The sequence below is a fragment of the Prevotella conceptionensis 9403948 genome (assembly GCF_000312305.1).
Lineage (GTDB): Bacteria > Bacteroidota > Bacteroidia > Bacteroidales > Bacteroidaceae > Prevotella > Prevotella conceptionensis.
This window is the reverse complement of record NZ_HE999457.1, coordinates 1-3,034: the sequence shown is the minus strand read 5'-3', so window position 1 is coordinate 3,034 and position 3,034 is coordinate 1. Positions and strand designations below refer to the sequence as shown.

General features: G+C 42.3%; 1 protein-coding gene. It reads right to left on the bottom strand.

The window, feature by feature from the left end:
* Window positions 1-1,497, bottom strand: a 1,497-nt coding sequence (locus BN93_RS18140; RefSeq protein WP_044261052.1) for a hypothetical protein, incomplete at its 3' end; no start/stop codon positions are given.
* Window positions 1,498-3,034 lie beyond the last annotated feature (1,537 nt).

Below are 3,034 nucleotides of genomic sequence, written 5' to 3'. Positions count from 1 at the left end.
GCTGTTCCATTCGTCTTTTTGCATTGTGCGCTTTAATATCAGCGTGGCCGCCTTGTGTGGTTGAACTTGCTTGGCAAGATAAAGGATGCTTGTTTGCGCCTCGTCGAGAACAAGGTCTTGCGTGCCGCAATATTCAAGGCGAAAGTTGTCCCAGCAAGTCCAGTCGCGTTGACGTGTTGAGCCTGTTATCTCAATACCGATGTCCAGTTTGGCTCCGTCGGTAGGTACAAATACCAGTACCGTGTTGTTGTACGAGCCTTTTTCGAACTCCATAGCAGCCCTTGAATATGGACTGATGTGCTTTTGGGCAAGGTCTGATGCGTCGTAGGCGTGCATTAGGTCGGCGAGTGTATAACAGAATTCGTGAGCAAAGACATTTAGGCTAGTGGATACGTTAGAGAAAGCATCCGTTGCGCCTTGCACCTTTGCGAACAGCGTGGACTTTAGTTGGCTGCCCGATATGGCGTTGTAAAAGCCATTGCAAGAAACGCGATACCAACCTTTTTTCAGTGTTACTACTTGTTGCGTAACCTTTCCGTTGGCCTTTCCGTTGTTGCCTAAGTTTCTAACGTTGGCTGTGGAATAGCCCGCGTAGTTGGCCATGTAATAGTTGCTGGATATGGCACCGTTGCCAACGTAGTAAGTGTAGTTGGCGTTGGCGGGATTGAAAAGGTAGGCTTGTGCATTGGCATAAGCCCATGTAAGCCCATTGCTGGCGTGCCATTTCTCCACATCCTTGTCGCCACGGATAAAGTTTTGGTCGTATATAAGGAATGTTGCGTTGGCTGGTGCCTCGTCGGTTGCGTATTGTTCCTTAAATGCTGTTTTAAGGTCGGCTTTGGTTACGATTTTCCATAAGCACGACTTGTCGCTGTTGCTTGCCGTTGCAGGGTAGGCTAGGGGAGAGGTGTTGCTGTGTCCAACGTTTTTCATTTGAAGATAGCGAGTTCCGCCATAGCCTTGGTTGTGCTCGTCGTTGTAGAAACGTATCTTGTACGTTTTACTACCTGATTGTGTCTCTACGAACTCCCAGTCGAGGATGCCGTTGATGTGGTGTGCCTCGGTGGTGTATGGGTTCGGTGTTTTCGAAAGGTCGTAATCTACGCCTCTGTCTACATAAACACGATTGTAGTTGATAGGGTCGGTGTAGCCCGGCGTGTCTTTTCTGCGACCAAAGGCAATGTTGCGCCCCTCTGTCGTTGCTTGTGGCCCTTGCATGCGGTATTTGCCGGAGGTTGGCGACTTGCTGATGTTGATGGGCATGCCAACTCCGTAACCTACAACAACGGTACCCCAATAGCTGCCTGCATTGAGATATTGGCCTGTGCCAACATTGTAGAGATAAGCGGTTTTGATGTCTTCGTTGGTTGAATTCGCCACCGAAACTACTGAATTTCCATTCCACTCGTGGGAGTGTGGATTTTGTCCCTGAGCCTTTAATACCGTAGGGACACAAGCACATAGTGCTGATAATACCAAAGAATAAAACTTCATCATAAAAATAACTCTTTTAATTCTCTTTATAAACTAAATACCATTACTAACAATGAGAGGTGGTCTTACGCGCACTTCCGCTGTTGGCAGATGGTGCGTATTTACATTTTAAGCAGTGAACTAACTTTCTGTTCCATAAAACACAAGTTGAATAAAATGTGTAGTTAATGGAAATAGGGAGCTTTGATGATGGTACTTACTGTGTAAAGGCCGACCTAACTTTATTTATGTTTCGTATATCTTACAAATAACTCTCTTTTTCGAAAAGTGTATATCCTGTCAATATATTTATTCAAAGACCATTATAATAAGGGATTTTTGCTAATTATTCCCTCTTTGTTTTGCAAATGTATTAAAAAAAAAGGATGTGAAAAAGAATGTGTATAAAGTTTTCACACTATATATGAGTTGGGCTTGATATTTTGCTTTCGTTTACTAAACACGGGTTTCTTGTTGTAAAATATTAAGATATATCATGCTACCTTTGGAATATAAGCATGTCGTTTCATTTTGCGTTTGATTGAAATTGTAGAGTGGCTAATTATGGTTAGTTGGTGGAAAGTATGTATTAGAGGTTGGCAAGACTTAGATGAAACAACAAATAGGAATGCTTAACAGATTGCCAGCTCTGAACTTCTAAATCTCAGAATCCTTAACAGTTCTGGGGTGCTATTTGTTCAATAATCTACGAAAGCTTTACTGAGGTTTCTATATTATGAAGTAGTCTTGACTTTTAATGTTTCTATAAATTTCGAGGAGTGTAGGACAAGTCCACTCACGGACTTATAAACTAACGAAAGCTCAATAACTCCCGAAGACATCAACCCCTCCAATTCACGAACTCATCAGCTCACAAACTCATCAGTTCAAAAACTCATTAACTCATTAACTCAAAAACTTAAATCGTTATCTTTTATTTTACAATATCGCTCTGATTTTTGCTCCGTTCTAGCGAGAATTCAGGCTGAAAAGTTGGTAAAAAGCCGCTTTTTCTATCCTTTCGCACCTTTGGCATTGTCATTTTTTACGCCCAGAACCTGCGTTTTGCACCATTTTGCCTTTCTAGTTTGGTTGAGGGCTGGCGATTTTTCAAGCCCATTTTCCTACTTTTTGCCCCTAAAAACCTACTTTTTAACGACTATTTTGCCCTTTTCAGACATGTTTTTCATGACTCTGAAGGGTTTTGTTTATACAATTGTGGCGTATATTTATTCTTTTCGTCTTGCGTTTAGCACCTTTTTGCACTGCGTTTAGCACCATTTCACCTTGCGTTTAGCACCAAAATACACTGCATTTTGCACCAAAACGCACTGCGTTTTGCGGCATATTGCACTGCGTTTAGCAGCATATTGCACTATATTTTGCCCCAAATAGCCCCAAAAGGGGCGCTAATGGCGGCCTTTTGGAATTAATATTCATTTTGTCGCATTCACTGGCTAACCCCTTTTTGCATCAAAACAAACCTTCGCGAGAATCGATTTTTTGCGACAGGATGAGCGGTTGGTGGACAAAAAAGGCACTCATAATGTTAAAATTCTTG